This is a genomic window from Sulfitobacter sp. EE-36, assembly GCF_000152605.1.
Taxonomy (GTDB): domain Bacteria; phylum Pseudomonadota; class Alphaproteobacteria; order Rhodobacterales; family Rhodobacteraceae; genus Sulfitobacter; species Sulfitobacter pontiacus.
The window spans coordinates 2,159,518-2,183,274 of sequence record NZ_CH959310.1 but is presented as its reverse complement, the minus strand read 5'-3'; the positions used below and the strand labels follow the sequence as shown (position 1 = coordinate 2,183,274).

Sequence of the window (23,757 nt, the reverse complement as noted above, 5' to 3'; positions counted from 1 at the left end):
TTGGATCAAGGGGCACCCGAACCGCGCTACGCAAACCTGCGCGCGCCCTGCATAGAACGCGTCACCGCGCCTGACACGCCGCGTAGAGCGTGACATCTTCTTCCGCCGCCGCATCATGCCAGAATAGCGTCGCGGCTTCCCCCTTGGTCCACCAGACATAGCCAGAACCGTCCGAGGGCCATGCATAGCGCGCCCCTGATGCCGCGCGGGTCCGGACCAGCGTGACCATGCGGTTTTCCACATAAAGCACAGCCGTCGCCTCCCCGTGTTCGGGGGTGGTATAGGAAACTGGCACCTCGACCCCGCGCTCGCAGATATAGGTGGCAGTGACCGGCATGGCCTGCGCCAAAGCGCTGCCCCCTACCCCGAGCCACCACGCCGCCGCGGCCCCGAATGCGATGGCGCGCGGCAGGGTCACTGGGCCCCGTCTTGGGCCTTATCTCGGGCCTTGTCTCGGGCCCTGTCTTTAGCCTTGTCTTCGATCTCGCTCGCCAAGGCTTCGGCGCGGGCGGCCATTTCGGCTAGGCTGTCGGTGACGCTTTGCGGGATGACAGGCACCTCGATCCGCTCGGGCTCCACCACGACATTGCGCAGGCTTGCAAGTTCTGCCTCACGCTCTGCCAGTTCGGCGCGGGCTTCCTTGATCTTATCCTCGACGCTGGCGGTTTTATCGGCAAGCAGCAGGCCCGCCATCAACAACATCCGCGCTTCGGGCATCCGGCCCACCTGATCCGACAACACCTGCGCTTCATCGTCGAGCATCTTGGCTGCGGCGTGCAGGTAGTCTTCCTCGCCCTCCTGGCAGGAAACTTCGAATTGGCGACCGCCGATAGAGATGGAAACTTCGGGCATCAGGCAGACTCCTCGGCAGTGGGAACAAGCGGGGTAAGAACAGAGAGGATCGCGTCCGCCTCTGCCACATCGGCGCGACGGGCGGCATGCAGCGCGTCAAGCTCTGCCTGCAAGGCGGCATTGATCAGATCGGCGTCCCCCACCCCTTCGGCATTGGCTGCGCGCAGCGCAGCGCAGGCATCGGCCAGTTGCGCATTGGCGCGGCGCACCCGCTGGATTTCCAGATCAAGCTTTTCGGTCTGGGCCTGTGCCGCGGCCGCACTGTTGTTGCGCGCCTGTGCTGTGGCCAGTTCAGCCCGCAGATGGGCGGTTTCATCGTCCAGCCGCTTTTTCAGGGCAGTGACCTGTTCAGAAAGCTCTGCGTTGACAGCGCGTTCCTGCGCCAGTTCTTCCGAAAGATCGGGGACCTCCGCCTTGGCGACGGCCAGTTTGTCAGCTCCGCGCGATGCCCTTTCAAGCGCCGCCAGAATACGGCCTTGCAAGTGTTCTATGTCGCTCATCGCAGGGTTCCTCGTAAAACGTCGTATGTCAGTCGTAAAATGCAGTTTGCCAACCATCGAATCGCTGGTCAACGTGGTTTCCGCTGATCCTACCGAAACCAAAGGCGGAATACTGCCCCTTTAAGAACAATGCCTTGGCCCGGCGGAAAAGCTCTGCTGCGGGCGATGCCCTCTGGGCCTTGATCTTTGCGGGGTGGCTGGTATTGATCCGCGCAATCCCTTTTCCCCCTTATAAGGAAGCTTGCACCGTGGATCTGAACGCCCTCGCCAAAGCCCATCCCGCCCATTGGTCCAAAGCGACCGCCATTCGCGCCCTGACGCTGGACGCTGTCGCCGCCGCCAATTCCGGCCACTCGGGCATGCCGATGGGCATGGCGGATGTTGCCACTGTCTTGTTTGAAAAGCACCTGAAGTTCGACGCGTCCAACCCGCTGTGGCCTGACCGCGACCGTTTTATCCTGTCGGCCGGCCACGGGTCCATGCTGATCTATTCGCTGCTGCACCTGACCGGCTACGAGCAATTCCCCCTCGAAGAGATCAAGAACTTCCGCCAGATGGGCGCACGCACCGCGGGACACCCTGAAAACTTCCTGGCCGATGCGATTGAAACCACCACCGGCCCGCTGGGTCAGGGGATCGCGAACTCTGTCGGGTTTGCCATGGCCGAGGAAATCCAGCGCGCGCAATACGGCAAGAAGATCGTCGACCACTTCACCTATGTGATCGCGGGTGACGGCTGCCTGATGGAGGGCATCAGCCACGAAGCGATTGCCCTTGCCGGCCGCCACAAGCTGAGCAAGCTGATCGTGATGTGGGACAACAACGACATCACCATCGACGGGCCGGTATCGCTCTCGGACAAAGTGGATCAGGTCGCGCGGTTCAAGGCGGCGGACTGGCACGTCATCGAGATCGACGGCCACAACCCCGACGAGATCGACGCCGCCCTGACCGAGGCGCGCAAATCCGATCTGCCCACGATGATTGCTTGCAAAACGCATATCGCGCTTGGTCACGCCGCACAGGACACGTCCAAAGGTCACGGCGCGCTGACCGACGCGGACCAAATGGCCGCCGCCAAAGCCGCCTATGGCTGGACAACCGGCCCGTTCGAAGTCCCCGCCGACGTGAAATCCGCCTGGGAAGAGATCGGCAAACGCGGCGCAGACGACCGCCGCGCCTGGGAAGAGCGTTTCGACGCCATGTCGCGCACAAAGCGTGAAGAGTTCAACCGCGCGCTGGCCGGTGACGCCCCCAAGAAGCTGAGCGCGACGATCAAGGCGTTCAAAAAGCAGACGTCGGAAAACGCGCCGAAACTTGCCACCCGCGCCAGCAGCGAAAAGACGCTCGAGGTGTTGAACCCGCTCTATACCGAAACCGTGGGCGGTTCGGCTGACCTGACCGGTTCGAACAACACAAAGACCGCTGATCTGGGCGTGTTTGATGTGGATAACCGTGGTGGGCGTTATGTCTACTGGGGGATCCGCGAACACGGCATGGCCGCTGCGATGAACGGCATGGCGCTGCACGGCGGTATCCGCCCCTACGGCGGCACGTTCATGTGTTTCACCGACTACGCCCGCCCCGCCATGCGCCTTGCCGCGCTGATGCAGGTGCCAAGCGTGTTTGTCATGACCCACGACAGCATCGGTCTGGGCGAAGACGGCCCGACACACCAACCCGTCGAGCATCTGGCCATCAGCCGCGCGACACCCAACACCTATGTGTTCCGCCCCGCTGACACGGTTGAAACAGCCGAGGCCTGGGAAATCGCGCTGAGCAGCAAGAAGACACCGTCGGTGCTGTCGCTGACCCGTCAGGGCCTGCCCACCGTGCGGCTTGAGCACAAGAACAAGAACCTCACCGAACAGGGGGCCTATGTTCTGGCGGACGCGGAAGGCAAACGTCAGGTCATCCTGATCGCCACCGGCTCTGAAGTCGAGATCGCGCTGAAAGCCCGTGACCTGCTGCAAGCCGAAGGCATCGGCACACGCGTCGTGTCCATGCCCTGCATGGAGCTGTTCGCCGCCCAAGACGAAGCCTACCGCCGCCGCGTCCTCCCCGCCGGCCCTGTCCGCGTCGGCGTCGAAGCCGCCGTACGCCAAGGCTGGGACCGCTGGCTCACCGGCGAGCGTGGCAAGTGGAACAAGGCCGATTTCGTCGGCATGGACCGCTTCGGTGCCTCCGCCCCCGCAGAAGAGCTGTTCGAAAAGTTCGACATCACCCCGCAGAACGTTGCCGACAAGGCCAAAGCGCTGCTGTGATCTGAACGGATACAGTCACAACGAAAAAGGGGGAGCATTTTGCTCCCCCTTTCTATTTTTGTACCACAATGTTGCGGGCCGTCTGACCCTGGCAAAAGCTGCGAGAGGCGTGGCACATGCCCCTTGGCCTAGCTTCAGCGTGGCCTCAAAAAATGGCGCGCGCGATCCGGATAAGTTGCAATGTTTCGAATGCGCTGTCCTGCAACGTCACCAGTTCACCATTCACAACAGCATAGTTATTGCCGGTCTCAAGCTGTGGCAATTTGTAGGTTTGGCGCAATTCGTTCTGCGTCAACGCCGCTGTAGGTGCTATGCGCACGCCGTCTGGTAGGTTTTCAACCCGCGCCAATTCATTGATCCGCAGTAGCGATGTGTAATCTTCTTGGGTGAGCAACACAGGCTGGCCATCGATCAACGCGTAGCGCTTGCCTGCCGGTGCGGGGCGAAGATCGTAAAGCGATGCAATCTGTTCCGAGCTGAGCAACAGGGTATCGTCGTCAAGGACGACGTCACGATTTGCATCTTCTTCGACAACCACGTCCCGATCCGGCACCCTTTCGTCACCAATGACAATGTCCCGATCCAAGAATTCCGTACGCTGATCAAGGTAGATGGCGTCAAGCTGCTTATCGTCGTATGCCACCCATTCCTCATAGGTCACGCCTTTTTTGGCAAGTCCAGGGGGTACGCAAGGTGGGTCCATTTTTGCAAGGCCCGGTGGGCAGTTGCGATAGGTCAGCCGTTTATCTTCGGGGACATCAGCAAAGGCGATTTGAGAGCCCAAGAGCGCGAGTGGCACGGCACCAAGTAGCACGCTCATGTCACGACCTTCAGGTGCGCGCACTTCGAGAACCTCGTTTGAAATACGCGAACGATCCTCCTTCGACCGTTTGACTTTCACTTTTACCTTTTCGTGCTTTTCAAGCTTCTTCTCTAGCTTCTTGGCCTGTTTCTCGTGTTTCTTCTTGTGTTTCTTCTCTTTCTTCCCGTGCTTGTCCTTCTTATGCTTTTCCTTCTTCGCCTTCTTGGGGCCTTTTTCCTTGTCGTTTTTGATCTTCACGATCTGGGAGTCCTGCCCCATAGGCACGGTCAGGGAAGACATTGTCGCACTGGGCAACGCGACCCCTGCGTTTAGAACGGGCGCTACGGCGCAAGCCAGAATGGTCGCACATGCGAGGGGGGTGAATTTCACGAAAAGACCTCCATATCAGAGTGGCGGATCAAGCATCCAGCACCGAGTTTCAAAAATGGACATGTCGGGGTGAACGTTATGGCGTCCCATGCCTTACCGCTCAACCGACAAGGCGCGGCAAATGTTCCACCGCATGACAGCCTCAAGGGCTTTTCCTTCCGCAGCCCGCATTCGAACCTAGGGATTGTCTTCATAGGCAAGGTTCGTAGGTGCGCCAACGATTAACCCCGGCAAGCCATAAAAAAAGGGGACGCAACCTGCGCCCCCTTCCTCTCCCTCATATACGCCCCGTTTACGCGTGTGCGCCGGCATCCTTGCGGTTGAAGACCGCGCGCCACAGCGGGGTGATGATCTTTTCGCCGACGGGGATCAGCACCAGCCCAAGGGCCAGACCAAACACACCGTCCATTGCGGCTTTGGCGATCCATTCGGCGGCACCTTCATACGCGACCGGCACCATATGGCCGAAAGCGACGGCGTAGTCGTGGATCAGGTGGCCAAGCGCGCCGAAGCCAAGCTCTTCCATACCGTGCACGATGATCGATCCGCCGACCCAGAGCATGGCCGCCGTCCCGATAATGGTCAGCGCCTTGAGGAACCACGGCATGCCGCGCACGATCCCGCGACCCAGACCACGGGTCAGGCCGAGATTGCCGTTCTTGGCCATATAAAGTCCCACATCATCCATCTTTACGATCAGCGCGACGGAGCCATAGACCGCGACCGTGATGATCACGGCGGCGGCGGCCAAAGCGCCTGCCTCCATCCAGAAATTTGACACCTCGAGGTTTGACAGCACGATGGTCATGATCTCGGCCGAGAGGATAAAGTCGGTCTTGATCGCACCTTTGGCCTTTTGCTCTTCCAGCTTGGCAGGGTCCTTGATTACCTTTTCATCGGCACCGGGGGGATGATCCTCGTGGCCTTTTCCCCCAACCCCAAGCGCATGGGCGATCTTTTCAGCGCCTTCAAAACACAGGTAGGCCCCCCCCAACATCAACAAGGGCGCGATCAACCATGGCGCGAAATTCGACAGGAGCAAACCGGCGGGCAACAAGAAGACCAGCTTGTTCTTCAGCGACCCTTTGGTGATGCGCCAGATGATCGGCAGCTCGCGGTTGGCCTCGAAGCCGCTGACGTATTTCGGGGTCACGGCGGCGTCGTCGATGACAGCACCCGCGGCCTTGGCGCTGGCCTTGGCGGCCTGGCCGAACACATCATCCACGCTGGCCGCGGCCACTTTTGCAATCGCTGCTACATCATCCAACAGGGCTAATAGGCCGCTCATTCAGTCTCTCCATATTTGTTGGCGTAAGGGTAGCGCAGGGCAGGCAGAAGGCAAAGCCGATCTGAGGGTTATCGCTAACACGAATATTTATCGCTAACATACGGAAATTAGGGGGTTTTAGCCCTTTCCCCTGTTCACGACCACCAGATATAGAACCGGCAAAGTTCCAGATCTTTGCCAAAGGACGCCCCCATGACCATCAAAGTCGGTATCAACGGATTTGGCCGCATCGGCCGCTGCACCCTGTCACATATCGCGGCGTCGGGCCGGGATGACATCGAGGTGGTGCGCATCAACGCGACCGGCCCGCTGGAGACTGCGGCACATCTGATCAAATACGATTCCGTCCACGGGCGTTTTCCCAATGACGTCAAAGTCGGCAACGGCACACTGGATCTGGGGCGCGGAGAGATGGAGGTTATGTCGACCTACCAGATGAACGAGCTGAACTGGGAAGGGTGCGACGTCGTGCTGGAATGCACGGGCAAGTTCAACGACGGGCTGCTGGCAAAGGTGCATCTGGATCAGGGCGCGAAACGCGTGTTGCTGTCGGCACCGGGCAAGAACGTCGACCGCACGGTGGTCTACGGCGTGAACGACGGCGAATTGCAGGCCTCGGACACGATGGTATCGAACGGGTCTTGCACCACCAACTGTCTGGCCCCGATGGCCAAGGCGCTGCATGACGCCTTCGGCATCGAAAGCGGCATCATGACCACCGTGCACAGCTATACCGGCGACCAGCCGACGCTGGACCGCCGCCACGAAGACCTGTACCGCGCGCGCGCCGCTGCGATGGCGATCATCCCGACCTCTACCGGTGCGGCGAAAGCCTTGGGCGAAGTGCTGCCCGCGCTCAAAGGCAAGCTGGATGGCACCGCCATGCGCGTTCCAACGCCAAACGTCAGCGCGGTTGACCTGACCTTTATGGCAGGCCGTGATGTCACGGTTGAAGAGGTCAACGAGGCCATGCGCGCCGCTGCAAACGGCCCGACGTCGCGGGTCTTTGCCTATGATGCGGAACAGAAAGTGTCGGTCGATTTCAACCACACCGAACATTCGTCGATCTTCGCGCCCGACCAGACCAAGGTCGTTGGCAACCGTCTGGTGCGTGTCCTGGCGTGGTATGACAACGAATGGGCCTTCTCTGTCCGTATGGCCGATGTCGCCGTTGCCATGGGCAAACTGGGCTAAGACTTGCGACGCGCGGGTTGCCCTGTCATATCTGGGCCACCCGCAGGCAAGGACCACCGCCCCCATGGACACCCCCATCGCTGTCTCTCTCGCTGCTGTACTGCTGACCGCACTGGGGATTGATGCGCTGATCTATGGCAGCGAACATCTGATTTTCCTGACCAAGAAATTTGTCGACCTGATCGAATGGGTGGCGTTCTGGCGCTGATCCGACGGTCGGCCCCTTCCCTCCGATCGCTTCCGGCGCAATATTGCCCTGCACAGGTTGACTCTTTGTCATAAATGTCGATGTTAGCGCTATCAAATTCAGGAGGACGCCCCATGGCTACCAAATTGGCAATCAATGGCTTTGGCCGTATCGGTCGTAATGTTTTGCGCGCGCTGATGGAGCGTGGCGACGATGATTTGCAGGTGGTGGCGATCAACGATCTCGCCCCGCTGGAAACCAACGCACATCTGTTCGAATTCGACTCGGTCCACGGGCGCTTTGGCCGTCCGGTCACCCTGGGCGACAACACGATGGATGTGGGCCAAGGCCCAATCCGCGTGACCGCAGAGCGCGACCCCGCTGCCCTGCCTTGGGGCGATGTGGACATCGTGCTGGAATGCACCGGCATCTTCACCACGCGCGAGGCGGCGGCCAAACATCTGGCGAATGGATCGAAACGGGTCGTCATCTCTGCCCCCGGTAAAGACGCCATGAAAACAATCGTCTACGGTGTGAACCACGATCTGATCACCGCCGAAGACACGGTGCTGAGCAACGCCTCCTGCACCACCAACTGCATGGCACCGCTGGCCAAGACCCTGCATGACGCCTTCGGCATCAAGCACGGCCATATGACCACAATCCACAGCTATACCGGCGACCAGCCGGTGCATGACACGGCCCACAGCGACCTGTACCGTGCCCGCGCCGCGGCGCTGTCGATGATCCCCACCACCACCGGTGCGGCCAAGACACTGGGTAAAGTGCTGCCCGAGCTTGACGGGCTGATCGGCGGCACCGCGATCCGCGTGCCCACACCGAATGTATCCTGTGTCGATCTGGTGGTCGAACTGTCGAAAGAAGCCACGGTGGAGGAGGTCAACGCCACCCTGCGCACCGCCGCCGAAGGCCCGCTGAAAGGCATCCTTGGTCTGGTTGACCGTCCTCTGGTGTCGATCGACCTGAACCACGATTCACATTCCTGTGTCGTGGCCCTTGATCAGACCTCTGTCCAAAGCGGGACACAGCTGCGGGTTCTGGGCTGGTATGACAACGAATGGGGGTTCTCGAACCGTATGCTCGACACCTCGCGCGAGGTTGCGAAAACCCTCTGATCGTTACTGCGAAAAACGCTTTAACAGCTCGGCATTGACGGCGGGCGTCACAAACTTGCTGACGTCCCCGCCAAGCCGGGCGATTTCCTTGACCAAACGGCTGGCAATCGCCTGATGCTCGGCCTCTGCCATCAAGAAGACCGTCTCGACGCTGTCATCCAGCTTACGGTTCATCCCCACCATCTGATACTCGTACTCGAAATCCGCCACGGCACGCAGCCCGCGGATGATCATCTGTGCCCCCACATCATGGGCACAATCGATCAGCAGGTTCTCGAAGGGATGCACCACGATCTCTGTCCCGGTCTCCTGGTTCAGCTTGCGGCATTCCTCTTCGATCTGGGCGACACGCTCTTCCAGCTCGAACAATGGCCCCTTGTCGCGGTTGATCGCGACCCCGATCACCAGTTTATCAACAAGCGTCGCCGCCCGCCGGATGATGTCGATGTGACCCAAAGTAATAGGGTCGAAGGTGCCGGGGTAAAGGCCTACGCGCATGGGAGAGTCCAGTCATTTCAAGTCGTTATTCGAAGTGCAAGCAAGCATTTACACCGCGAAGATGCAACGCCAATTTCGGTGGGCTAGTGGCCCCTGATCATCCCCTCCAGGGCGTCTTTCTCCATCGAAAGCTCCATCAGGCGGGCCTTGACCACATCCCCCAAAGAGATGAGGCCGATCAGAACCCCATCCTCCAAAACAGGCATGTGGCGAAAGCGGCCTTGCGTCATCTTGGCAAGGATATCATCCGCGGTTTCATCCTTGGCGCAGGTGATCAAATCGCGCGTCATCAGCGCCTCTACGGTGTCGTCCAGACAGCCGCCGCCCTCGCGGCCAAGGGTGCGCACGATGTCACGCTCTGACAGGATACCATCGGGCGTTTTGCCGTCCGCCGACACGACCAGGGTCCCAATCCGCTTTTCCGACAACATCGCCGCCGCCTGCGAGATACGCGTGCCCGGTTTTACCGTCGTAACACTGTCATCCGCTTTGGTTTTCAGGATTTGGGAAACTAGCATGGTCGGCCCCTTCGCAAGAATATTACCTATAGGTCAGGTTCCCTTTAATACTGTTGCGTGTCAAGCAATTGCCTCCAGTTTCGCCACTTCGGCGCGGACGCCCTGCGCCAGAGCTTCCGCAAAGCGGCTCAGACGCAGATTGCGCCGGTCGTCTTCGTGGCGAATCAAATAAAAGGCGCGGCTCAGATGCACGTCACCGGTCAGGATGCGCGTCACCCCCGGCGTCGCAGGAAGCGAGAAATCATGCACAATCCCGACGCCGCCCCCTTGCCGGATCATATTCACCTGAACGGACACGGAATTAGAGGCCAAAGGCACCCGCGTCATGCCAAGCTCCGCCAGATAATCAAGCTCGCGATCAAAGATCATGTCGGGGATATACCCCACCAACCGGTGCCCCTGCAGGTCTGCAACGGTCCGGATCGCGGGACGCGCGGCAAGATAGCTGTCAGCGGCGGCAAGATGCAGCTGGTAGTCGGCGATTTTCTGCACAACCAGCCGCCCCGCCGTGGGCGCGCTGACCCCGATCGCCATATCCGCCTCGCGCCGCGACAGGTTGAACACCCGCGGCAGGGCGACAATCTGGATATCGAGCCCCGGATTATCCGCCACCAAACGGGCGCAGACCTGTGGCAGTAGATAATTGGCGCAGCCGTCGGGTGCCCCGATCCTGATCTGCCCTGCCAATTGGTCCGACGGCACGACCACATCCGCCGTGGCCTGCCGCATCGCCTGCTCTGCGGCTTCGGCGCGCGCCAGCAACTGCACGCCCGCCTCGGTCAGCGCGTAGCCCGAGGGCGATTTCACGAATAATACCGCCTGCATGGTCTTTTCCAGCCGCGCCATGCGTCGCCCCAAAGTCGCTGGGTCCAACCGCAACAGCTTCCCCGCGCCCGATAGGCTCTGCTCGCGCGCGACGGCCAGAAACAGCCGCAGGTCGTCCCAGTTTCCCATCATCGGCCACGGCTCCTTTCACGCTTCGTTTTCTGCATAGACTTCATTTTGCCCGTAAACTCCGGGATTTTGCCCGTAAACTCCGGGGACGTCCGAAGGACGGGGGCAGCGCCCCACCCTACCCTTTCAGCCCGCGCAAGGCTTTGCAATAATGCAAAACGATTTTGACGCCATGCCTCTTTTGCTTTGTTTTTTGCAAGCCTAACCTGCCGCCAAACGCACAGAAGGAGCATTCCATGCAAGAGTTGACCCATTACCTGAACGGTGCCCACGTCAAAGGCACGTCAGGCCGCTTTGCCGACGTGTACAACCCCGCAACCGGCGAAGTGCAGGCCAAGGTGCCGCTGGCCAACGAGTCCGAAATGGATCAAGCCGTGAAATACGCCATGGCCGCGCAACCCGCATGGGCCGCGGTGAACCCCCAGCGTCGGGCGCGGGTGATGATGAAGTTCGTGGACCTGCTGAACCGCGATATGGACAAGCTCGCCGAAGCGCTGAGCCGCGAACACGGCAAGACCCTGCCCGACGCCGCCGGTGACGTGCAGCGCGGTCTGGAAGTGGTGGAATACTGCATCGGTGCGCCCGAGCTGCTGAAAGGCGATTTCACCGACAGCGCGGGCCCCGGCATCGACATGTATTCCATGCGTCAGCCCCTTGGCGTCTCCGCAGGCATCACGCCGTTCAACTTCCCCGCCATGATCCCCATGTGGATGTTCGCCCCCGCCATCGTCTGCGGCAACGCCTTCATCCTCAAACCGTCCGAGCGTGATCCATCCGTGCCCCTGATGTTGGCCGAACTGCTGGAAGAAGCGGGTCTGCCCAAAGGTATCATTCAGGTCGTCAATGGCGACAAGGAAGCGGTTGACGCGATCCTGCATCACCCTGTCATTCAATCGGTGGGCTTTGTCGGCTCCACCCCCATCGCCGAATATATCTACGGCACGGGCTGCGCGAATGGCAAACGCGTCCAATGCTTTGGCGGCGCCAAGAACCACATGATCATCATGCCGGACGCCGATCTGGACCAGGCCGCGGACGCGCTGATCGGCGCTGGCTATGGCGCGGCGGGCGAACGCTGCATGGCGATCTCGGTCGCTGTGCCTGTGGGCGAGGAAACCGCCGACCGTTTGATCGAAAAGCTGGTGCCGCGCATCGAGAAGCTGAAAGTCGGGCCCTATACCTCGGGCAATGACGTCGATTACGGCCCCGTGGTCACCGCAGCCGCGAAGGCAAATATCGAACGGCTGGTACAAACTGGCGTCGATCAGGGGGCCACGCTGGTTGTCGACGGGCGCGACTTTAAGCTGCAAGGCTACGAGGAAGGCTTCTTTGTCGGCCCGCACCTCTTTGACAACGTCACCCCCGATATGGACATCTACAAGCACGAGATCTTCGGGCCGGTTCTGTCCACCGTCCGCGCCAAAACCTATGAAGAGGCGCTTGGCCTTGCGATGGATCACGAAATGGGCAACGGCACCGCGATCTTTACCCGTGACGGCGACGCGGCGCGTGACTTTGCGGCGCGCGTCAACGTCGGCATGATCGGGATCAACGTGCCGATTCCCGTGCCGCTCGCCTATCACACCTTTGGCGGCTGGAAGAAATCGGTCTTTGGCGACCTGAACCAGCACGGGCCGGATGCGTTCAAATTCTACACACGCACCAAAACCGTGACCTCGCGCTGGCCCTCGGGCATCAAAGAAGGTGGCGAGTTCAACTTCAAGCCGATGGAATAAGCCCCTTCCTCGCCCTCCGGCGGCTCCCCCGCCGGAGGGTGCTTGCGCGACGCCCACGTGCATGCTTACAATTAAACACACGTTCAATTCGACCGGTCTTGGGAGGGATCACCGTTTATGGATTTCGCACTTTCAGAAGAGCAAACCGCGATTTTCGACATGGCCTATGGCTTTGGCCAGGAACATATCGCCCCTTTCGCCCAGAAGTGGGAGAAAGACGAAACAATCCCCAAAGACCTTTGGCCCAAGATTGCAGAGCTGGGCTTTGGCGGGCTTTACGTGTCCGAGGATGCGGGCGGATCTGGCCTGACGCGGCTTGATGCGACGCTGGTGTTCGAAGCGCTCAGCATGGCTTGCCCGTCAGTTGCGGCCTTTCTGTCGATCCATAACATGTGCGCCAAGATGCTGGACAGCTTTGCCAGTGACGAGCTCAAGTCGCGGATCATGCCCGACATCCTGAGCATGAACACGGTGCTCAGCTATTGCCTGACGGAACCCGGATCGGGCTCTGACGCGGCGGCGCTCAAGACGAAATGCACCCGCACGAACGAAGGCTATACCCTGAACGGCACCAAAGCGTTCATCTCGGGCGGCGGCTATTCCGACGCCTATGTCGCGATGGTGCGCACCTCAGACGATGGGGCCGCGGGCGTTTCCACCGTCTATGTCGAAGACGGGACGGCAGGGCTTTCCTTTGGCGGGCTAGAGGATAAAATGGGCTGGCGCAGCCAACCCACGTCCCAAGTGCAGTTTGACGATTGCAACATTCCCGCTGGAAATCTGGTGGGTGAAGAGGGAAAAGGTTTCAAATATGCGATGATGGGGCTGGATGGCGGCCGTTTGAACATCGCCGCATGTTCCTTGGGTGCTGCACAGACTGCGCTGAACGCCACGCTCACCTATATGGGCGAGCGTAAAGCATTCGGCAAACCCATCGACCAATTTCAGGGTCTGCAATTCCGCCTTGCCGAGATGGAGATCGAACTGCAAGCCGCCCGCGTTTTCCTGCGCCAAGCCGCGTGGAAGCTGGACACGGGCGCGCCGGATGCCACCAAGTTCTGCGCCATGGCCAAGAAGTTCGTGACAGAGGCAGGCAGCAAGGTCGTCGATCAATGTCTGCAACTGCACGGCGGCTATGGCTATCTGGCGGATTACGGCATCGAAAAGCTGGTGCGTGACCTGCGCGTCCACCAGATCCTTGAAGGCACCAATGAAATCATGCGCGTCATCGTGGCGCGGGATATGCTGAAGAACCGATGACCGATATCTCCATCCGTATTTCAGGGCGCGCGGGACGGATCACCCTCACCCGCCCCCAAGCGCTGAACGCCATGACCTATGACATGTGTCTGGCCATCGAAGACGCCTTTGACGCTTGGCAGCATGACCCGAACGTCGATCTGATCATCCTTGACGCCGAAGGGGATCGTGCCTTTTGCTCGGGTGGTGACATCGCCGAACTTTACGCCACGGGCACCAAAGGAAACTACGCCTACGGGCGCAAGTTCTGGGCGGATGAATACCGGCTGAACGCCAAGATCTTCGCCTATACCAAGCCCGTCGTCTCCTTCTTGCAGGGGTTCACCATGGGCGGCGGCGTAGGCATCGGCTGTCACGGCTCGCACCGCGTAGTGGGGGAAAGCAGCCAGATCGCGATGCCGGAATGTGGGATCGGTCTGGTGCCCGATGTGGGCGGCAGCCTGATGCTGGCGCTGGCCCCCGGACGGGTGGGCGAATATCTGGGCACAACCGCGTCACGTATGAAGGGTGAAGATGCGATTTACGCCGGTTTCGCAGACACTTACATCGCAGAGTTAAACTGGCCCGACGTGATAGCCGCGCTTGAGAATTCAGGCGATGTGGCCATTCTGGAAACCGCAAGCACCACGCCGCCCGCCTCTGCACTAGAGGCGCAGGCGGCCGAGATCGACAGCTTCTTTGGCGGCGAAACGCTGGCGGATATCCTCAACGCCCTGCGCGCATCCGACAGCGAATTTGCCGCAGACACGCTCAAGAAGATGCAGCGCAGCAGCCCGTTGGCGATGGCCTGCACGGTCGAGATCATCCACCGTCTGCGCGGCCCCTCGCTGAGCATCGAGAAGGCGTTGGATATGGAATACCGCTTTACCTTCCGCGCGATGGAGTATGGCGACTTCCTTGAAGGGATCCGCGCGGCGATCATCGACAAGGACCGCAGCCCCAACTGGCAATATGCCGATATGAACGTCCCCCTTGCCGCGACAGCCAAGATGCTGCGTCCGCTGGCCGGGGACGCCCTGACACTGGAGAGAACCACATGAGCATGAAGATCGGATTTATCGGACTGGGCAACATGGGCGCGCCTATGGCGACCAACCTCGCCAAAGCGGGCCACGAGGTGACGGGCTTTGACGTGGCGGGCACCACGGCAGAGGGCGTGCGCGTTGCAGACAGCCTTGAAGCCGCCGTGGCGGGCATGGACGCGGTGATCACAATGCTGCCCAACGGGTCGATCCTGCGGCAAGTGGCGGCGCAGGCGATCCCTCATATGGCGCAAGGCACGCTGTTCATCGATTGTTCCACCGTGGATGTGGAAAGCGCGAAGAACACCGCGCAAGCCGCTGAAGATGCAGGCATAATGGCCGTTGACGCCCCCGTGTCTGGCGGTATCGGCGGGGCATCTGGCGGCACGCTGACCTTTATGGCCGGCGGGTCGACGCAGGCCTTTGCCAAGGCCAAGCCCCTGTTCGACATCATGGGGCAAAAGGCGGTGCATTGCGGCGATGCCGGTGCGGGGCAAGCGGCGAAGATTTGCAACAACATGATCCTCGGCGTCACCATGATCGCCACCTGCGAGGCCTTTGCGCTGGCCGATAAACTGGGGCTGGACCGGCAGAAGATGTTCGACGTGGTCAGCACCTCGTCCGGCTATAGCTGGTCGATGAACGCCTATTGCCCTGCCCCCGGTGTTGGCCCCACCTCGCCCGCAGACAATGGCTATACGCCGGGCTTCGCGGCGGAGCTGATGCTCAAGGATCTTGGGCTGTCGCAGCAGGCAGCAGAGATGGCAGATGCAGACACCCCGATGGGAGAGCTGGCCCGCGCGCTCTATGCGCAATTCGTCGAGAACGAAGACGGAAACGGCAAGGATTTCTCTGCCATGCTGCCCCGTTTCGAAACCCGCGGCCGTAACGGCTGACACGGAAAAGCAAGCGGGTTCCCGCCGTCTCCTCCCAGCGACGGAAACCCGCGCGCCGTTCGTTTGTTACTGTATCGACACTGTAACGGAGAACGAGCATGAAAACCCTTACCCTCGCCGCAAGCGCCTTCGCCGTGCTGGCCTTCAGCCCGGCCGTACAGGCGGCCTCTGCCTCCTATGGCGCGTCGGGGCATTACGATGTCGCGGCACCACAGGTGATCTTGGCCAAGCATGATAAGCACGATGACAAAAAGCATCAAAAGCAGCACAAGAAAGCTGTTAAAGAATACAAAAAGGCGATCAAGAAACACGAGAAGCAGCACAGCGACAACGGGCGTCATCTTGCCAAAGGGCATGACAAGCACCACCACGCCAAAGGCGACAAGCTGACGCGCTACGTCGTGATCGAACAGCCCCACCGGCATGGGCTGACCCGCTACAACCGCTACGTTCAGGACGACGGCTATGTCTATGCCGTGGACCCGCAAACCAATGATGTGCTGGCGCTGATCGGTCTGGCATCGCGCCTCCTAAACTAAACTGCGCCGCGAAACCCTAAGATTTCTTGAAAAATGCCCCGCCTGATTAGGACGGGGCATTTTTGTGTCTACCGCAGTGGCGGCAATGCTATTCGGCAGCAACCTTACGCGGGGCGAGCATTGGTTTGAGGTAGTGGCCGGTATAACTCCCCTCGACCTCTGCAACCTGTTCAGGCGTACCGGTCGCGACCACCTGCCCGCCGCCATCGCCGCCTTCTGGTCCAATGTCGATGATATGGTCCGCGGTCTTGATGACATCGAGGTTGTGTTCAATGACGACCACAGTATTGCCCTGATCCACCAGCTCGTGCAGCACCTCTAGCAGTTTGCGCACGTCTTCAAAGTGCAAACCCGTGGTCGGTTCATCCAGGATATACAACGTCCGGCCCGTAGAGCGTTTGCTGAGCTCTTTCGACAGTTTGACGCGCTGCGCCTCCCCGCCAGACAGCGTCGTCGCCTGCTGACCCACCTTGATGTAGCCCAGGCCCACACGCATCAGCGCATCCATTTTTTCGCGGATGCTGGGGACCGCCTGAAAGAAGCTCTGCGCGTCCTCGACAGTCATATCCAGCACGTCAGCGATGGATTTGCCCTTGAACTTCACCTCAAGCGTTTCGCGGTTATAGCGCTGGCCTTTGCAGGTTTCACATTCGACATAGACATCCGGCAGGAAGTGCATCTCGATCTTGATCACACCGTCGCCCTGACAGGCCTCGCAGCGGCCGCCCTTGACGTTAAAGCTGAAACGTCCGGGCTTGTACCCGCGCGCCTTGGCTTCGGGCAGACCGGCGAACCAGTCGCGGATCGGGGTGAAGGCACCGGTATAGGTCGCCGGGTTCGACCGCGGCGTGCGCCCGATGGCGCGCTGGTCAATGTCGATCACCTTGTCCAGATGCTCCAATCCCTTGATGGTCTCGCAGGGCGCGGGCGTCTGGCGCGCCCCGTTCAGGTTCATCGACGCGGTCTTGAACAAGGTCTCGATCGTCAAGGTAGACTTCCCGCCGCCTGACACACCCGTCACGCAGACGAATTTGCCCAATGGATAATCGACCGTGACATTCTGCAGGTTGTTCCCCGTCGCCTTGACCACGCGGATTTTCTTTTTGTTGCCCTTGCGCCGTTTGGCGGGCACCGCGATCTCGCGTTTGCCGGTAAGGTATTGCCCTGTCAGCGAATTCGGATCATTCGCGACCTCTTGCGATGTCCCGTGGCTGACCACCTGCCCGCCGTGCACACCGGCCCCCGGCCCGATATCAAACACATAATCCGCCTCGCGGATCGCTTCTTCGTCGTGTTCAACGACGATGACCGTATTGCCCTGATCCCGCAGGTTTTTCAGGGTCTGGAGCAAGCGGTCATTATCGCGCTGGTGCAAGCCGATGGACGGTTCGTCAAGCACGTAAAGCACCCCTGTCAGCCCTGACCCGATCTGCGACGCAAGCCGAATACGTTGGCTTTCCCCCCCGCTAAGCGTCCCGCTAGAGCGTGCCAGCGTCAGATACTCCAACCCGACATTGTTCAGGAATCCCAGACGTTCGCGAATTTCCTTGAGGATTGCGCGTGCGATTTCGTTCTTCTGAACGGTCAGGTAATCGGGCACTTTGGTGCACCAGTCAAAAGCTTCGCGGATCGACATTTCAACGACTTGTCCCGCATGCAGCAGCGTATCGCTATCGCCATCCGACGGGCCGATCTTGACGGCAAGCGCTTCGGGCCGCAGGCGGTAGCCGTTGCAGGTGCCACAGGGGCGGTTGTTCTGGTAGCGTTCGAATTCTTCGCGGATCCAGTTGCTATCCGTCTCGCGGTAGCGGCGCTCCATATTGGGGATCACCCCTTCGAAAACGCGGCTGACCTCGTACACACGGCCGCCTTCGTCATAGCGGAACTTGATCTCTTCCTTGCCGGAGCCATGCAGGAACACTTGCTGCACCTTCTCGGGCAGGTCTTTCCACCGCGTATTTTCACTAAATTGATAGTGTTTTGCGATGGCTTCGATCGTTTGCTTGAAATACGGGGACTTACCCTTGCGCCACGGGGCCAGCGCACCGTCATAGACCTTGAGGTTCTGGTCGGGCACCACAAGGCGTTCATCAAAAAACAACTCCTTGCCCAGACCATCACAGGACGGACAGGCACCGAAAGGAGCGTTGAATGAAAACAGACGCGGCTCGATCTCGGGGATCGTGAAGCCGCTGACAGGACAGGCGAATTTTTCGCTGAAGGTATGACGCTCGGGCTCGCCCTCGGTCGGGGCGGTTTCCAGCACGGCGATTCCATCGGCCAGATCAAGCGCAGTGCGCAGGGAATCCGCCAAGCGCGTCTCTATCCCCTCGCGGACCACGATACGGTCGACAACCACGTCGATGTCATGGCGGAATTTCTTGTCCAGCGTGGGCGGCTCGTCCAATTCGTAAAATTCGCCGTTCACTTTTACCCGCTGAAAGCCCTGCTTGCGCAGCTCAAGAAACTCTTTGCGGTACTCGCCCTTCCGGTCACGAATGATCGGGGCCAACAGGTAGGCGCGCGTGCCTTCGGGCATGGTCATCACGCGATCAACCATATCCTGCACCTGCTGCGCCTCGATCGGCTTGCCGGTCGCGGGGGAATAGGGCGTGCCGACGCGCGCAAAAAGCAAGCGCATATAGTCATAAATCTCGGTGACCGTCCCCACGGTAGAGCGGGGGTTTTTCGACGTGGTCTTCTGTTCAATCGAAATCGCTGGCGACAGGCCGCTGATGTGATCCACATCGGGTTTCTGCATCATATCAAGGAATTGCCGCGCATAGGCGCTGAGCGATTCCACATAGCGCCGTTGCCCTTCGGCATAGATCGTATCGAACGCGAGGCTCGATTTACCCGACCCGGAAAGCCCGGTGATCACAACCAGCTTGTCGCGCGGAATATCCACGTCGATGTTCTTTAGATTGTGTTCGCGCGCGCCGCGCACTTCGATGTTCTTTAGCTCAGCCATATCGGACCCCCGTTAACGCTTAGTACATAGGTGCGTGCTACGGATTCTCCAACGAAAAAATAAGAACACAAGGGGAACGACATTATCGCGGCGCATTTTGGGCTGCCATTACGACGGCAAACGCCCGGCAACATTGAATATGTCACCGGGCGTTGCAAAGATCAGGACCCCGCTATGCGCGGGCAAAGCGCTACATATGGATAACGCGTCCGTAAGCATCCAGCACGGATTCATGCATCATTTCTGACAAGGTCGGGTGCGGGAAGACGGTGTTCATCAGGTCTTCTTCGGTGGTCTCAAGCTGACGCCCCACGACATAGCCCTGGATCAGCTCGGTCACCTCGGCACCCACCATATGCGCGCCAAGCAATTCGCCTGTTTTAGCGTCAAAGACGGTTTTGATCATCCCCTCGGGCTCGCCAAGGGCAATCGCCTTGCCATTCCCGATGAAGGGGAAGCGACCCACCTTAACGTCAAAGCCAAGCTCTTTCGCCTTGGCTTCCGTATACCCGACGGACGCGACCTGCGGGTGACAATAGGTGCAGCCGGCGATGGACTCCGGTTTGACCGGGTGCGCGTGTTGACCCGCGATCAGTTCGGCGACCATCACCCCCTCGTGCGAGGCTTTATGCGCCAACCAAGGGGCACCGGCGATGTCACCGATGGCATACAGCCCCTCGACGCCGGTCCGGCAATATTCATCGGTCACGACATGGGTCCGATCAATTTTCACGCCCAGATCCTCCAGCCCAAGATCCTCGACATTGCCAACGATACCCACGGCGGAGATCACCGTGTCAAAGTCATGCTTGGTCACCTTGCCGCCCGTTTCGATATGGGCAGTCACCTTGTCATCAGCGCGGTCCAGTTGTTTAACAACGGCCTTCTGCATGATCTTCATGCCCTGTTTTTCGAACTGCTTTTTCGCGAATTTGCTGATCTCTTCATCCTCGACGGGAAGGATACGATCCATCACCTCGACAACAGTCGTGTCTGCGCCCAAGGTATTGTAAAAGCTTGCGAATTCGATACCGATCGCGCCAGACCCGATCACTAGCAGCTTTTTCGGCATATGGGGCGGCTGCAAGGCATCCTTGTACATCCACACGCGTTTTCCGTCTGCTTCCAGCCCAGGCAGGTTGCGTGCCCGCGCACCGGTCGCCAGCACGATATTCTTGGCGGTCAGCGTCTCTTCCCCGTCTTTCGACTTAACCGACACTTTACCTTTGCCCGCTAACGTCGCCGCGCCCATGAAGACCGAGACTTTGTTCTTTTTCATCAAATGCCCGATACCGCCGGACAGCTGCCCCGCAACCTTGCGCGACCGTTTGACAACTGCCTCCAGATCATAGCCGATGTTCTCTGCCTTCAGGCCAAACTCGCTTGCGCGCTGCATCAGGTGGAACACTTCCGACGACCGCAAAAGCGCTTTGGTCGGGATACAGCCCCAGTTAAGACAAATGCCGCCTAGATGCTCACGCTCTACAATGGCGACCGAAAGCCCCAGTTGCGCCCCCCGGATGGCCGCAACATAGCCCCCCGGCCCTGCACCAATCACGATCAGATCAAAGGATTTCGCAGCCATTATGCAACCTCGCAGCACGTATTGAAATTTAGTTTAGTGGTAAACTATCTCACGAGCGTCAGCAACTCGGAGAATTCCGATCCAGGATCAAACTGCCTGACCCGCACTTACGTGAGTGTCCGCAGGGTATAGCCATACCCCCCATCGTCAAGATATGCGGTTTCAGCGGCGGTGCTTCGCCGACCCAAGGCGTTGTTGCGATACGGAAATCTGCCAAATTGCCGGATCACCTTTCGATGCGCGCGCGCATGCCGAAGCGTCTCCTCGGCCTCGGGCATACGGTCACAGACCAGCCGCACGCAGTGATCCTGATCGGTCAGACTTTCTGAATGCATGAACGGAAGGTAAAAAAATTGCCGTTCAGGCGGCGCAATGAGCCTATCCCATTCGTTGCGCACAGCGGTTTGAGCCGCCCGCAAGGCCCGCAGATCGGTCGAAAACGCCTTCCCCTGCCCGCGAAACATATTGCGCGGAAACTGATCCGCTAGAATGAGATAGGCCAAAGTGCCTTTCGCATCGGTCAGCCAATGGTCCAACCGATGGGTCCCGATGAGCGACCAAGTGCCCAGAAACTGTGACCGGATCGCGGCATCGAGCTCATCATCCACCGCATACCATCCCGCAGGCCCAGTTTCCTCCAGCCAGAACCGACGTACGTCCTCAGGTGTTTTCATAGCCTTGCCTCCTTTGACCACAGAAAAGATCAAACTTTTCTAATTTCATTAGACACAAGATGTAACGAATTAGCAAAACGTCTAGGTCGGCTCCGCTTCGGCGGTTTGTTCGCTCTCGATCGCATATTCCTGTGCCAATTCGACCGCAACGGTCGTCGCAGCGGGGTAAATCGGGATGTAGTTACCCGTTTCATCCGCAGGAATGGCCGGACGTACCGTCGCGCGGTAAGACGCATAGACCGCCAAAGCAAAGAACAGAACCGCCGTGAAAAGGTAGAATCCGCCCGGCCCAAGCGCGGTGCCCATCATCCAGCCGGTGATCACCGGCCCCAGAATAGCACCCAACCCGTTAATAAAGATCATCCCGCCGGAGGCCGCGGCCATATCCTCGGGCTCAAGGAAGTCGTTCGTGTGCGCAATAAGAAGCGAATACAGCGGGTTAGACATGCCGCCCACGACAAAAGCGGTCAGCAGCAACACGCTAAAGTTATGCCCCAGCAGCATGCCGATGACAGACCCGATCCCCCCGATGATGGAGGTGATAACGATCAAAAGACGGCGGTCCATCCGGTCCGAAACCCAGCCGATCGGGTATTGCAGAACCACCGAGCCTACGAAAAACGTCGCAACGAAGATCGAAATCTGCGCCACGGTCAGCCCGGCTTCGGCACCGTAGACAGATGCCATGCCGAACTGCGCCGAAAAGACCCCGCCCAACAGGAACATGCCGACACACCCCAAGGGCGAGAAGCCGGCCAGTTCGCGCAAGCTCATCGGTTTGGTGGTGTCAAACGCGGGCGTCGGGCTGATCGACAGCAAAATTGGCGTCACCGCCACACTGACCAATACCGACGGAATAACGAACAGGACAAAGCCTGAAGGGTCCGCGGTAAGCAAAAGCGCTTGCGCAATTACGATGCCAAAGGTTTGCACGATCATATACAAGGACAGCGCCTGCCCCCGGTTTTCGTTCGTCGCAGCGTTGTTGAGCCAGCTTTCCGCTGTCACGTAAACCGCGGAAAAACAAAAGCCGATCAACACGCGGCCCACCGACCAGACAGCGACGTTCGGGAAGGTCGGATACAGGATCATAACAGCCGAGATCATCGACGCCAGCGCCGCAAAGACCCGCACGTGACCGACGCGCCGGATCATACCCGGTGCCATACGCGAGCCGCCCAAAAAGCCCACGAAATATGCCGACATCACGATCGACATTTCGAAGGTCGAAAATGCCTCGATCCCGCCGCGAATCCCCAAGAGCGTGCCTTGCATGCCGTTGCCCACCATCAGCAAACACATGCCCAACAAAAGCGCCCATGCGCTGCTCAGTACCTGAAACATCTTACGAATCCTTTAACGCGATCAGCCCCCTCCCTGACGGCGATCCCAAGAGGTGTCACCCCCCCGAACGACATTCAGGCGTTTATTTGCGTCTTTGGAAAGAGCAGCGACGCATCGCCATAGGAGAAAAACCGATAATTCGATTCAATCGCGTGATTGTAAATCTTTTGTATAGTTTTCTGCCCCATCAATGCCGAAACCAGCATCATAAGGGTCGACTTCGGAAGATGGAAATTCGTCATCAACGCGTCTGCGACATTGAATTCAAAACCAGGGGTAATGAAAATATCGGTATCCCCTTCCCAGGGTTGGATATTCCCGGACCGCGCAGCGGTCTCGACCAGCCGCAAGGCAGTGGTCCCAACGGGTATGACCCGCCCGCCAGCAGCTTTGGTGGCGGAGATTTCGGCAGCTGCCTGCGCGCTCACCTGCCCCCACTCGCTGTGCATTTTATGGTCAGCAATGTCATCGACCTTCACGGGAAGAAACGTCCCCGCGCCCACATGCAAGGTGACGTGGCTAAAGCACACGCCTATCGCCGCGAGCTGATCCAGAAGCGGCTGATCAAAGTGGAGCGACGCCGTAGGCGCGGCCACCGCGCCTGCATTCTTGGCGAAAACGGTTTGATAATCCGTCATGTCCTGCGCGTCTGCCGGACGTTTGCCCGCAATATAGGGCGGCAATGGCATCGCACCGGCATCATTCAGCGCGGCGTCAAAATCGTCGCCGCTGCAGTTGAAGCGCAGTCGACCCTGCCCATCCTCGACGCCAACCAAACGGGCAGAAAGATCGGCGCTGAAGACGACAGTCTCGTCAATCTTGAGCTTTTTCAAAGGCTTGATCAGCGCAGTCCAATCCGCATCGCCCCGTGGCTCCAGCAAGGTTACTTCGATACGCGCCTGCACCGGACCCTGTGCGCTCTCCCGGTGGCGAAGCCCCGACAACCGCGCCGGAATGACCCTTGTGTCATTCAGCACCAGCCGATCCCCGGGACGCAACCAATCGCTCATATTGGCGACGGTCGTGTCAGTCATATGATCCCCCTGCGCAACCAGCATCTTGGCCGACGTACGAGGGACGGCAGGGCGCGTCGCGATCAAACGCTCGGGCAGTTCAAAATCGAAGTCACTGAGTTTCATACGCGCCC

At 59.4% G+C, this 23,757-nt stretch carries 22 protein-coding genes; 9 read left to right on the top strand and 13 right to left on the bottom strand.

Annotated elements, in window-relative coordinates:
* Window positions 1-61 precede the first annotated feature (61 nt).
* Genes EE36_RS13125 through EE36_RS13115 form a run of 3 tightly spaced genes read right to left on the bottom strand, consistent with a single transcriptional unit; the run spans window position 62 to window position 1,352 of the window.
* Window positions 62-418 carry an MliC family protein gene (locus tag EE36_RS13125; RefSeq protein ID WP_005852994.1) on the bottom strand — a complete coding sequence of 119 codons (357 nt, stop codon included), beginning with the start codon at window positions 416-418 and terminating at the stop codon, window positions 62-64.
* A complete protein-coding gene (locus EE36_RS13120) occupies window positions 415-852 on the bottom strand; it encodes a cell division protein ZapA (RefSeq protein ID WP_005852992.1) in 438 nt (145 codons plus the stop codon). Before EE36_RS13120 ends, EE36_RS13125 begins: the two co-directional genes overlap by 4 nt.
* The gene (locus tag EE36_RS13115; protein WP_005852990.1) at window positions 852-1,352 is read right to left on the bottom strand and encodes a hypothetical protein; all 501 of its coding nucleotides are present in this window, start codon (window positions 1,350-1,352) and stop codon (window positions 852-854) included. Before EE36_RS13115 ends, EE36_RS13120 begins: the two co-directional genes overlap by 1 nt.
* Before the next feature lie 248 nt (window positions 1,353-1,600).
* On the opposite strand from EE36_RS13115, the gene tkt reads away from it, so the two are divergent.
* On the top strand, window positions 1,601-3,616 hold the full coding sequence (tkt, locus tag EE36_RS13110) for a transketolase (protein ID WP_037944997.1): 2,016 nt from the start codon (window positions 1,601-1,603) through the stop codon (window positions 3,614-3,616).
* Window positions 3,617-3,761: 145 nt separating this feature from the next.
* Here tkt and EE36_RS13105 read toward each other — a convergent pair whose 3' ends face one another.
* Together EE36_RS13105 and EE36_RS13100 are read right to left on the bottom strand one after the other, a co-directional pair.
* On the bottom strand, window positions 3,762-4,808 hold the full coding sequence (locus EE36_RS13105) for a transketolase (protein WP_254655584.1): 1,047 nt from the start codon (window positions 4,806-4,808) through the stop codon (window positions 3,762-3,764).
* A 292-nt stretch (window positions 4,809-5,100) separates the two neighbouring features.
* Entirely contained in the window at window positions 5,101-6,096 is a 996-nt protein-coding gene (locus tag EE36_RS13100) for a DUF808 domain-containing protein (protein WP_005852984.1), read from the bottom strand.
* Between the two features lie 192 nt (window positions 6,097-6,288).
* Here EE36_RS13100 and gap (EE36_RS13095) point away from each other — a divergent pair, with 192 nt between their 5' ends.
* From gap (EE36_RS13095) to gap (EE36_RS13085), 3 genes are all read left to right on the top strand, one after another.
* Window positions 6,289-7,290: a type I glyceraldehyde-3-phosphate dehydrogenase gene (gene gap, locus EE36_RS13095; RefSeq protein ID WP_005852983.1), complete on the top strand. Its 1,002-nt coding sequence runs from the start codon at window positions 6,289-6,291 to the stop codon at window positions 7,288-7,290.
* Window positions 7,291-7,354: 64 nt separating this feature from the next.
* Window positions 7,355-7,498 carry a hypothetical protein gene (locus EE36_RS17635; protein ID WP_005852981.1) on the top strand — a complete coding sequence of 48 codons (144 nt, stop codon included), beginning with the start codon at window positions 7,355-7,357 and terminating at the stop codon, window positions 7,496-7,498.
* Between the two features lie 113 nt (window positions 7,499-7,611).
* On the top strand, window positions 7,612-8,613 hold the full coding sequence (gap, locus tag EE36_RS13085; RefSeq protein WP_005852980.1) for a type I glyceraldehyde-3-phosphate dehydrogenase: 1,002 nt from the start codon (window positions 7,612-7,614) through the stop codon (window positions 8,611-8,613).
* A 3-nt stretch (window positions 8,614-8,616) separates the two neighbouring features.
* Here the strand turns inward: gap (EE36_RS13085) and coaD are convergent, their stop codons facing one another.
* The 3 genes from coaD to EE36_RS13070 form a co-directional block, all read right to left on the bottom strand.
* Window positions 8,617-9,111, bottom strand: coding sequence for a pantetheine-phosphate adenylyltransferase (coaD, locus tag EE36_RS13080; protein ID WP_005852979.1), 495 nt, complete (start codon window positions 9,109-9,111; stop codon window positions 8,617-8,619).
* A gap of 83 nt (window positions 9,112-9,194) precedes the next feature.
* Window positions 9,195-9,629, bottom strand: coding sequence for a CBS domain-containing protein (locus EE36_RS13075; protein WP_005852978.1), 435 nt, complete (start codon window positions 9,627-9,629; stop codon window positions 9,195-9,197).
* Window positions 9,630-9,689: 60 nt separating this feature from the next.
* On the bottom strand, window positions 9,690-10,586 hold the full coding sequence (locus EE36_RS13070) for a LysR family transcriptional regulator (protein ID WP_005852976.1): 897 nt from the start codon (window positions 10,584-10,586) through the stop codon (window positions 9,690-9,692).
* 233 nt (window positions 10,587-10,819) lie between these two features.
* On the opposite strand from EE36_RS13070, the gene EE36_RS13065 reads away from it, so the two are divergent.
* From EE36_RS13065 to EE36_RS13045, 5 genes are all read left to right on the top strand, one after another.
* On the top strand, window positions 10,820-12,319 hold the full coding sequence (locus tag EE36_RS13065; protein WP_005852974.1) for a CoA-acylating methylmalonate-semialdehyde dehydrogenase: 1,500 nt from the start codon (window positions 10,820-10,822) through the stop codon (window positions 12,317-12,319).
* 117 nt (window positions 12,320-12,436) lie between these two features.
* The gene (locus tag EE36_RS13060) at window positions 12,437-13,579 is read left to right on the top strand and encodes an acyl-CoA dehydrogenase family protein (protein ID WP_005852972.1); all 1,143 of its coding nucleotides are present in this window, start codon (window positions 12,437-12,439) and stop codon (window positions 13,577-13,579) included.
* Window positions 13,576-14,619 carry an enoyl-CoA hydratase/isomerase family protein gene (locus EE36_RS13055; RefSeq protein WP_005852971.1) on the top strand — a complete coding sequence of 348 codons (1,044 nt, stop codon included), beginning with the start codon at window positions 13,576-13,578 and terminating at the stop codon, window positions 14,617-14,619. Before EE36_RS13060 ends, EE36_RS13055 begins: the two co-directional genes overlap by 4 nt.
* 2 nt (window positions 14,620-14,621) lie before the next feature.
* On the top strand, window positions 14,622-15,497 hold the full coding sequence (gene mmsB, locus EE36_RS13050) for a 3-hydroxyisobutyrate dehydrogenase (RefSeq protein WP_039911914.1): 876 nt from the start codon (window positions 14,622-14,624) through the stop codon (window positions 15,495-15,497).
* A gap of 98 nt (window positions 15,498-15,595) precedes the next feature.
* A complete protein-coding gene (locus EE36_RS13045; RefSeq protein ID WP_005852967.1) occupies window positions 15,596-16,036 on the top strand; it encodes a hypothetical protein in 441 nt (146 codons plus the stop codon).
* A gap of 88 nt (window positions 16,037-16,124) precedes the next feature.
* On the opposite strand, the gene uvrA is transcribed toward EE36_RS13045, so the two are convergent.
* From uvrA to queA, 5 genes are all read right to left on the bottom strand, one after another.
* Window positions 16,125-19,007, bottom strand: a complete 2,883-nt coding sequence (gene uvrA, locus EE36_RS13040) for an excinuclease ABC subunit UvrA (protein ID WP_005852965.1) — start codon at window positions 19,005-19,007, stop codon at window positions 16,125-16,127.
* A gap of 190 nt (window positions 19,008-19,197) precedes the next feature.
* Entirely contained in the window at window positions 19,198-20,592 is a 1,395-nt protein-coding gene (gene lpdA / locus EE36_RS13035) for a dihydrolipoyl dehydrogenase (RefSeq protein WP_005852963.1), read from the bottom strand.
* A 107-nt stretch (window positions 20,593-20,699) separates the two neighbouring features.
* Window positions 20,700-21,266 carry a DUF924 family protein gene (locus tag EE36_RS13030; protein WP_005852961.1) on the bottom strand — a complete coding sequence of 189 codons (567 nt, stop codon included), beginning with the start codon at window positions 21,264-21,266 and terminating at the stop codon, window positions 20,700-20,702.
* Window positions 21,267-21,347: 81 nt separating this feature from the next.
* The gene (locus tag EE36_RS13025; RefSeq protein ID WP_005852959.1) at window positions 21,348-22,610 is read right to left on the bottom strand and encodes an MFS transporter; all 1,263 of its coding nucleotides are present in this window, start codon (window positions 22,608-22,610) and stop codon (window positions 21,348-21,350) included.
* Window positions 22,611-22,684: 74 nt separating this feature from the next.
* Complete coding sequence (queA, locus tag EE36_RS13020; protein ID WP_005852957.1) at window positions 22,685-23,749, bottom strand: tRNA preQ1(34) S-adenosylmethionine ribosyltransferase-isomerase QueA; 1,065 nt, start codon at window positions 23,747-23,749, stop codon at window positions 22,685-22,687.
* Window positions 23,750-23,757 lie beyond the last annotated feature (8 nt).

Bases quoted from the DNA above. Each gene is read 5' to 3' on its own strand.
- EE36_RS13120 (WP_005852992.1), bottom strand. From the start codon at position 852: ATGCCCGAAGTTTCCATCTCTATCGGCGGTCGCCAATTCGAAGTTTCC.
- EE36_RS13115 (WP_005852990.1), bottom strand. From the start codon at position 1,352: ATGAGCGACATAGAACACTTGCAAGGCCGTATTCTGGCGGCGCTTGAA.
- EE36_RS13100 (WP_005852984.1), bottom strand. From the start codon at position 6,096: ATGAGCGGCCTATTAGCCCTGTTGGATGATGTAGCAGCGATTGCAAAA.
- gap (WP_005852983.1), top strand. From the start codon at position 6,289: ATGACCATCAAAGTCGGTATCAACGGATTTGGCCGCATCGGCCGCTGC.
- EE36_RS17635 (WP_005852981.1), top strand. From the start codon at position 7,355: ATGGACACCCCCATCGCTGTCTCTCTCGCTGCTGTACTGCTGACCGCA.
- gap (WP_005852980.1), top strand. From the start codon at position 7,612: ATGGCTACCAAATTGGCAATCAATGGCTTTGGCCGTATCGGTCGTAAT.
- coaD (WP_005852979.1), bottom strand. From the start codon at position 9,111: ATGCGCGTAGGCCTTTACCCCGGCACCTTCGACCCTATTACTTTGGGT.
- EE36_RS13075 (WP_005852978.1), bottom strand. From the start codon at position 9,629: ATGCTAGTTTCCCAAATCCTGAAAACCAAAGCGGATGACAGTGTTACG.
- EE36_RS13070 (WP_005852976.1), bottom strand. From the start codon at position 10,586: ATGATGGGAAACTGGGACGACCTGCGGCTGTTTCTGGCCGTCGCGCGC.
- EE36_RS13065 (WP_005852974.1), top strand. From the start codon at position 10,820: ATGCAAGAGTTGACCCATTACCTGAACGGTGCCCACGTCAAAGGCACG.
- EE36_RS13060 (WP_005852972.1), top strand. From the start codon at position 12,437: ATGGATTTCGCACTTTCAGAAGAGCAAACCGCGATTTTCGACATGGCC.
- EE36_RS13055 (WP_005852971.1), top strand. From the start codon at position 13,576: ATGACCGATATCTCCATCCGTATTTCAGGGCGCGCGGGACGGATCACC.
- mmsB (WP_039911914.1), top strand. From the start codon at position 14,622: ATGAAGATCGGATTTATCGGACTGGGCAACATGGGCGCGCCTATGGCG.
- EE36_RS13045 (WP_005852967.1), top strand. From the start codon at position 15,596: ATGAAAACCCTTACCCTCGCCGCAAGCGCCTTCGCCGTGCTGGCCTTC.
- uvrA (WP_005852965.1), bottom strand. From the start codon at position 19,007: ATGGCTGAGCTAAAGAACATCGAAGTGCGCGGCGCGCGCGAACACAAT.
- lpdA (WP_005852963.1), bottom strand. From the start codon at position 20,592: ATGGCTGCGAAATCCTTTGATCTGATCGTGATTGGTGCAGGGCCGGGG.
- EE36_RS13030 (WP_005852961.1), bottom strand. From the start codon at position 21,266: ATGAAAACACCTGAGGACGTACGTCGGTTCTGGCTGGAGGAAACTGGG.
- EE36_RS13025 (WP_005852959.1), bottom strand. From the start codon at position 22,610: ATGTTTCAGGTACTGAGCAGCGCATGGGCGCTTTTGTTGGGCATGTGT.
- queA (WP_005852957.1), bottom strand. From the start codon at position 23,749: ATGAAACTCAGTGACTTCGATTTTGAACTGCCCGAGCGTTTGATCGCG.